Origin of the sequence: Halomonas llamarensis, assembly GCF_023555005.1 — a bacterium.
GTDB lineage: Bacteria > Pseudomonadota > Gammaproteobacteria > Pseudomonadales > Halomonadaceae > Vreelandella > Vreelandella llamarensis.
The window spans coordinates 24,707-31,499 of record NZ_JAMJPJ010000038.1; the positions used below are offsets into that span (position 1 = coordinate 24,707).

At 55.4% G+C, this 6,793-nt stretch carries 6 protein-coding genes and 1 pseudogene; 5 read left to right on the forward strand and 2 right to left on the reverse strand.

Annotated features, from left to right (window positions below):
- Positions 1 to 6 precede the first annotated feature (6 nt).
- The gene (locus M8006_RS15820) at positions 7 to 957 is read right to left on the reverse strand and encodes a sugar ABC transporter substrate-binding protein (RefSeq protein WP_250083872.1); all 951 of its coding nucleotides are present in this window, start codon (positions 955 to 957) and stop codon (positions 7 to 9) included.
- A gap of 222 nt (positions 958 to 1,179) precedes the next feature.
- On the opposite strand from M8006_RS15820, the gene M8006_RS15825 reads away from it, so the two are divergent.
- The 5 genes from M8006_RS15825 to M8006_RS15845 all read left to right on the forward strand — a co-directional run bounded on the left by M8006_RS15825 (position 1,180) and on the right by M8006_RS15845 (position 5,485).
- The gene (locus tag M8006_RS15825; protein WP_250083874.1) at positions 1,180 to 2,043 is read left to right on the forward strand and encodes a MurR/RpiR family transcriptional regulator; all 864 of its coding nucleotides are present in this window, start codon (positions 1,180 to 1,182) and stop codon (positions 2,041 to 2,043) included.
- A gap of 42 nt (positions 2,044 to 2,085) precedes the next feature.
- Complete coding sequence (gene iolG, locus M8006_RS15830; protein ID WP_250083875.1) at positions 2,086 to 3,081, forward strand: inositol 2-dehydrogenase; 996 nt, start codon at positions 2,086 to 2,088, stop codon at positions 3,079 to 3,081.
- Positions 3,082 to 3,156: 75 nt separating this feature from the next.
- The gene (gene iolB, locus M8006_RS15835) at positions 3,157 to 3,960 is read left to right on the forward strand and encodes a 5-deoxy-glucuronate isomerase (protein WP_250083877.1); all 804 of its coding nucleotides are present in this window, start codon (positions 3,157 to 3,159) and stop codon (positions 3,958 to 3,960) included.
- Between the two features lie 98 nt (positions 3,961 to 4,058).
- A complete protein-coding gene (locus M8006_RS15840; RefSeq protein WP_250083879.1) occupies positions 4,059 to 4,802 on the forward strand; it encodes a sulfite exporter TauE/SafE family protein in 744 nt (247 codons plus the stop codon).
- Between the two features lie 320 nt (positions 4,803 to 5,122).
- A complete protein-coding gene (locus M8006_RS15845) occupies positions 5,123 to 5,485 on the forward strand; it encodes a hypothetical protein (protein ID WP_250083881.1) in 363 nt (120 codons plus the stop codon).
- A 144-nt stretch (positions 5,486 to 5,629) separates the two neighbouring features.
- On the opposite strand, the pseudogene M8006_RS15850 reads toward M8006_RS15845, so the two are convergent.
- A pseudogene (locus tag M8006_RS15850) lies at positions 5,630 to 6,667 on the reverse strand (IS1380 family transposase); the annotation flags it as partial.
- Between the last annotated feature and the right edge of the window lie 126 nt (positions 6,668 to 6,793).

The following is a 6,793-nucleotide window of genomic DNA, read 5'->3' on the forward strand; positions in this document are numbered from 1 at the left end:
TTGTTATCAACGGATGCCCTGGCTACTCAGCTCAATAACCTGCGCAGCATTTTCTTGCGTAACAAATCCCGGACCGGTAGCAATATCCCCTGCGGGCAACAGTCCATTCTTAGCGAACTGATCCAGAAACATGACGGGCAAGTAACCCTGCATGTACTGCTGTTGGTCAATCGCAAAGTCCAAGTCGCCCGCATCAAGCGCTTCTAGAATGCCGGGTGAGAGATCAAAGGTACCCAGAGTGAATGCGTCGGTAGCACCTTGCTCACGCATGGCTTTAATCATTGGATCGGCCGCCAGCGCGCTCAGCGTTAACACACCGCGAACGTCGCTGTTCTGGTTGAGATAAGCCACGATGGCGTTGCGAATATTGGTGGGGTCGTAGGTAGTCGCCAACTGATCAGCGTTGCCATCAAAGCCATCGACAAAACCATCACAGCGCTGATCGAGCCCTTGGTTACCTTGCTCATGGTTGACGCAAACGCCTTTCTCAACGCCCGTCTCTTGCATACGCTCGGCGGCCTGCTTACCCGCCTCGTATTCACTCTGCCCAATGTGCAAACGAGCGCCATAATCATTTGATACATCGCCGCCGGAATTAATGGTGATGACGGGAATGCCGTTATCGACCGCATCTTGCACAACGCTGCCTAGGGCATTTTCGTCGGTGAAAGAGAGAATCAAGCCGTCTGGTTGAGACGCCACTGCCGCCTGGACGAGTTGCTGCATTTTGGCCATATCAAAGGTCGAAGGTGCGCGGTACTCAAGCTCCGCGCCTACAAGATCAGCCGCCGCCTCAGCGCCGTTTTTGACCACCGACCAGAAAGGATCAGAGGGAACGCCATGGGTCACCATGACAAAGCGGTTCTCTTCTTCTGCTGTTTCCTGTGCTTGTGCGGCACCCGCCATGAGCGCCGTGGTGGCGACGGAGGCTAGAAGCCATTGAGATAGACGTGCCATAAATAATTCCTCATAACGTTATCGTTGTTGGTAGGGAAGTGGCATTTAATGCCTTGGCGCTATGGAATATAGATTCCAAATAGCAATACATGCAAATTATTTATTCTATACCTTGGTATAAATGGAATATTAATTCCAACCAGCTAGACTGCTCAACAATCAGCCCCTTTGCTTAGTTTTCTCTCAGCTAAGTGGTACACGCGTTAACGCTAAGGAAATTGTATGCCGCAGCCACCTCAAAGCTACCGTGAGCTGGAAACGCTGATCACCGCCGAATACGCCACGCTAAGCAAACGTTTGCAGCAAACCGCGCGATTTATGCTTGATCACCCCCAAGAGGTGGCTTTGGCGACCGTGGCTAAAATTGCCGATCAGGCGGATGTCACCCCTTCCACCTTGATTCGCCTGGCCAATAGCTTGGGCTTTAAGGGCTTTTCCGAAATGCAGCAGCTGTTTCGCAGCCGCCTGGTCGATGAGCTGCCCAACTACACCGAGCGAATTCGAGCAGTACGCAGCGCTACCGGAGAAACACCGGACAGCACCCAGTTGTTGTGGGAGTTCGCCGACGCCAACCGCGCCGTTTTGGAGCAACTGCCTAGCCGCATTAATCCAGAGAGCCTAGAAAAGGCGCTGAATATTTTTGAGCAGGCCCACGCCATTCATGTGATGGGTGCCCGACGGAGCTTTATGGTGGCCAGCTACATGACCTATGCCTTGGCGCATGTGGATAAACCTGCGCTGCTGGTCAATGGTTTGGGAGGCATGTACGGCGAGCAGCTGCGCGCCATGAGCCAACACGACGCCCTACTGACCATCAGCTTCTCCCCCTATGCCGAAGAGAGCCAAAAAGCCTGCGAAGACGCCCATCAGCGCGGTCTGCCTATTGTGGTGATTACCGATTCGACCCTCAGTCCGCTGGCTCGTTTCGCGGATATTGCCTTCGTTGTCAATGAAGCTGAAGTGAAAAGTTTCCGCAGCTTGACCGCATCACTCTGCCTGACCCAGACCTTGGCAATTGCACTAGGCGTGCGGCAAGACAAAACACGTGACAAAGAAAAGGACCACGACCAAAAACGCAAGACCTAAACGCCAAAACAAGCCAACACCAAGAACAAAACAGGAGCGCTCATGAAACTCGCACTTATCGGCGCTGGACGCATCGGCAAGGTGCATGCCCAGGCCATTCACTCACACCCAGACGTTACCCTAGCCGCCGTGGCCGATTTTCATCAGCCTGCCGCAGAATCCCTGGCCGAGCAGTACGGCAGCAAAGCGACCTCCGTTGATGAGATTTTTGCGGATGGCGACATTGACGCCGTACTGATTGCCTCTAGCACTCCCACCCACGCGGCGTATCTGGAACGCGCCGCTCGCGCAGGCCAAGCGGTTCTATGCGAAAAGCCCATCGCCCTGGATTTGGCGCGCACCCGCGATGCTCTGCAGGTGCTAAGCGAACATCCGGTGACCTGTGCGTTAGGCTTTAATCGTCGCCACGACCCACAGTTTGCAGCGCTTAAACGGGCCATTACCCAAGGGCGTATCGGGGCACTGGAAACCCTGACGATTATCAGCCGCGACCCTTCGCCCCCGCCTGCTGAGTATGTCAGTGCCTCAGGCGGGCTGTTTCGCGACATGATGATTCATGACCTTGATATGGCCCGGTGGCTGCTGGATGAACCGATCGAAAGTGTTTTTGCCGTCGGCAGCAGCATTATCGACCCAGCCATTGGTGAAGCGGGTGACGTGGATACCGCCATGGTCACCCTCACCACCGCTAGTGGAAAGCTTTGCCAAATCAGCAATTCCCGGCGCGCCAGCTACGGCTACGACCAGCGTATCGAAACCTTTGGCAGCCAAGGCATGCTCCAGGCGCAAAACGAGTCTGATACCCGGCTACGCTTTACCGGCGAGGCAGGGCAAGTGGAAGACAAACCCAAATGGTTCTTTTTAGAGCGTTATGCCGAGGCTTATCGATTAGAGATTGGCGACTTTGTCGATGCTTGGCGCGAAAAGCGTGCCCCTCTGGCAGGCGCTCAGGATGGCTTGGAAGCATTGCGATTAGCAGACGCAGCAGAGCGCTCGCTACGCGAAGGGCGCAAAATCCTGCTCGATGCTTCGGTTTAAACAGCCACGTAAAGTTTTTATTTTCAAGACGTTTGGCTGACCAGACCGCCGCCAAACCGTTAGGAGGAGCGAAGAATGACTTCACTACTGGTACGCCCCACCGCCCCGAATGCACAAGGCACCGTAATTGACGTTTCCCCCGCCTCCGCTGGCTGGACGCATGTCGGCTTTCGGGTGCATAAACTCGCCAAGGGCAAGCGCCTGGAGGCAAGTAGCGATGATCAGGAAGTCTGCCTGGTGCTGCTCACTGGTCGCGCCAATGTGGCCTGCGGTGAGCATCGCTTTGATAATATCGGCGAGCGCATGGATATCTTTGAACAGATTCCGCCCTACGCGGTTTACCTGCCCAATGGGGTTAGCTATTCGGTAGAAGCGACCACCGATCTCGAACTGGCCGTGTGTGCGGCCCCAGGGCATGGCAATCATGCGCCACGCTTGATAGCGCCTGACAACATCAAGCAGAGCACCCGCGGGCAAGGCACGAATACCCGCCACGTGCACGACATTCTGCCGGAAACCGAGGCTGCCGATAGCCTGCTGGTGGTCGAAGTATTCACCCCCGCGGGCAACTGGTCGAGCTACCCGCCGCATAAACACGATGCGGATAACTTACCCCACGAGTCGCAGTTGGAAGAGACCTACTACCACCGCATCAACCCCTCCCAAGGCTTTGCCTTTCAGCGCGTCTACACCGATGATCGCAGCCTTGATGAAACCATGGCAGTGGAAAATGGCTGCTGCGTACTGGTGCCCAAGGGCTATCACCCTGTTGGCGCCGCCCACGGCTACTCGCTTTATTACTTAAACGTAATGGCCGGCCCCAAACGGGTGTGGAAATTCCACAACGATCCCGACCACGAGTGGCTAATGAACACTTGATGGCGCAACGCTTCGCCCGCTAACATTTATCTAATGCTATGATTTGTAGCCCCGCACTCGCGGGGCTTTTTATTGGCGCTAATTTCCGAGAGAACCCCATGCTCCCCGACTACTCTGTCATCGCTTGGCTATTAATCATTTTTTCCGTTTACCTCACCGGCGTTTCAAAAGGCGGCTTTGCGGGTGGCTTCGGTACGCTTTCGGTACCGCTAATGGCGCTGGCGGTCAGCCCGGTCCAGGCAGCTGGCCTGTTGCTACCGCTGCTGCTAGTCATGGACGTATTTACGGTGAAGGCGTGGTGGGGCAGGCAGTCAAACGCGGAAGTGTGGCGCTTTGTGCCAGGGCTGTTTATCGGCGTGGCGGTAGGTACGCTGCTGTTTGACACCCTGAGCGAGCAGGGCTTGCGCCTGACCTTGGGCATTATCACCTTGCTGTTTGCCGCTTACATGCTCCTCAAGCCCGTCGCCAAAAAACCCATTTCTTCCCGCTGGGCACTGCCCGCGGCAAGCGTCTGCGGCTTCACCAGCTTTATGGCCCATGCGGGCGCGCCGCCGCTGAACGTTTACCTGCTGCCGCGCAAACTGTCGAAAGAGACCTTTATCGCCACCTGCGCGGTGTCGTTTGCGGTGGTCAATGTGATCAAGTTAGCGCCCTATATGTGGCTTGGCGAGATCAACGTCACCAGCGCCTGGGCGTCGCTACTGCTGGTGCCCTTCGCCTGGATCGGGGTGCGCAACGGCCTCTGGCTGCAAAACCGTGTCAACGAAGCGCTGTTTTACCGCTTGGTGATTTTCGCCATGTTCCTGGTCGGCTTTAATCTGATTTGGCAGGCGTTACGTTAAATTTAGCGCTTGGTTTTTTCGCAAAACGTATACCCCCGTAAGTTAGCAGTACTTCATGCCTTCCGCGTATTCGGCTTTTGCGTACTGGTTGGTTTACGGCGCAACTTATCGCGTTTTTTTCTTACTACTATCCAGGTGCGATCCGGAAATAAACGGCACAATTCATCCCTTGGGGCATCAAGGTGCTGGTGCAAAAGCTTTAACTCTGCCTCTGACCAGAAATTGGCCGGGCTCCAGCCCAATTTATAGCGCTGGTTTATCACCGCACGCTTTTGCCTATTTGGGAAAAACTTGGCTAGCTCTTCTGCAGGCAAATGACGATGGGTTTTCAGGCGCTGAAGCTCATCTTCGCTCCACGGGTCTCCATCTTCTCCATCGCCGCGGGGAACGTAAACCAGCCCCTCTTCTCTACGCCGCTTGAAGTATTGCCTGAATGCTACGATGAGGCAGAAAGCGGCACTGAATCTCAGAAGCGCTGTGCGCAGGAAAGTATCGGGATACTACTTGTAGCTCACTCTCTGTCCACCACGGCTGACCATACTCTCGTTCATAATCACGCTTCTTCAGCCCTAGTAGTATGCCATCCGTTTTATACCCTTAATCCCGCCTCATTCATCGCGGCGGTGGTAGCGCCATTATTGAGCGCTTTACGTCTGCATGGTGGATGCGTTGAGGCTATTTAACGTCTTACCGACGCGATAGTTATGCGAGATAGGCCTTCAGTGTCCCGTTTCTATCGCGTTTTTGCATAGATAGCCGCCATTTGCCCACGGTGTGCTCTCAGCCCTTGGCCGATGATGATGTTTACGCCGTTGAAGCCGCCGATGTCAGTCGGGAAGTGGTTGTAGTCGTCGGATGCCTGGGAGTAATCGAGGCCACCACTTGTTGGCCGCACCACTCAAGCGCATGCGGATTTGGCGGGCTTTTACTGTGAACGTGGCCGCCACTTTCAACACTTGTTCACGCAGCTTGATCAAGCTCCAACCTTGTCCGGTTCGGCGTTCCATCACGCAACGCACGCTGTGCAGCACCTGGTACGCATAGAGGCTCAGCAGCAAATTCACTTGATTGCGGGCCATGACGTCCTGGGTGGTCAGATGGCCGCGATCTGTCGAGGACAGGTGCAGATTAAGCGCTGATTTGAGTTCGCCCATGTGTCCTTCAGCCTTGCCCCGCTTGCGATAGAGCGCCAGGACTTTCTCAGCCGGGTAGTGATAGCGGCTGAGGTTAGTGACCAGGAAAAACGCATGCGGCAGCAGGTCATCAGGCGTTTCCTGCACCACCAATATCACACGCCGCGGTGATTCCCAGCTACCGGCCCGATAGTCCAGATCATGGCACCACTCTCGTGGCATCTCCGGTGGACGCCCGGGCGGCCGTTTGAGATAGGGGGCTGCCAGTGTCTGTAGAGCGTTGTTGCTCTTTAACCGGCCCAGATAAGCGATATCCCTTGAATCGAGTGCGCGCAGTGTTTCTCCATCGGTAAAGCCAGCATCTAGGCGCACGCGGAACTGATCCACGTCGCGGTTCGTGCCTTCCATCAGGCGCTGAACAAGATGAGGGATCCAGGTATCCGCGTTTTCCGCCGGACCGGCGTTGCCTTCGCGCAGCAGGCCACCGACCATGTCGCCGGTCTCGGCGATCGACGCCACCAAAGGAGAATAAATCCGTGAGCCAGCGTAGCCATTGTAGGCACTGCCGCCCTGATGGCCGAAGACCTCGATAGGCAGTCCATCAATATCGAGCGTCATCGGCGTATCAGCCGCGTATGGCGTAACATCAGGTAGGCTGCTCAAACGCCAGATGGCCAACCGCAACAGGCCTTCGTGCACGGTGTCGAGATTATCTGGATCACTCAGGCAGGTGGAGTGGTCAAGCAATTTGTGACAACCCAGTTAAGCCGCTTTCTTCAGTTCTGCCATTGCTGATTCGTAATCATTGGGGCTGCTGTAATCCAGCGTCGAATGCCGCCGCCGACTGTTATAAAACAT

Coding starts and splice junctions, on each gene's coding strand:
- M8006_RS15825 (WP_250083874.1), top strand. CDS start 1,180: ATGCCGCAGCCACCTCAAAGCTACCGTGAGCTGGAAACGCTGATCACC.
- M8006_RS15840 (WP_250083879.1), top strand. CDS start 4,059: ATGCTCCCCGACTACTCTGTCATCGCTTGGCTATTAATCATTTTTTCC.
- iolB (WP_250083877.1), top strand. CDS start 3,157: ATGACTTCACTACTGGTACGCCCCACCGCCCCGAATGCACAAGGCACC.
- M8006_RS15820 (WP_250083872.1), bottom strand. CDS start 957: ATGGCACGTCTATCTCAATGGCTTCTAGCCTCCGTCGCCACCACGGCG.
- iolG (WP_250083875.1), top strand. CDS start 2,086: ATGAAACTCGCACTTATCGGCGCTGGACGCATCGGCAAGGTGCATGCC.
- M8006_RS15845 (WP_250083881.1), top strand. CDS start 5,123: ATGGGTTTTCAGGCGCTGAAGCTCATCTTCGCTCCACGGGTCTCCATC.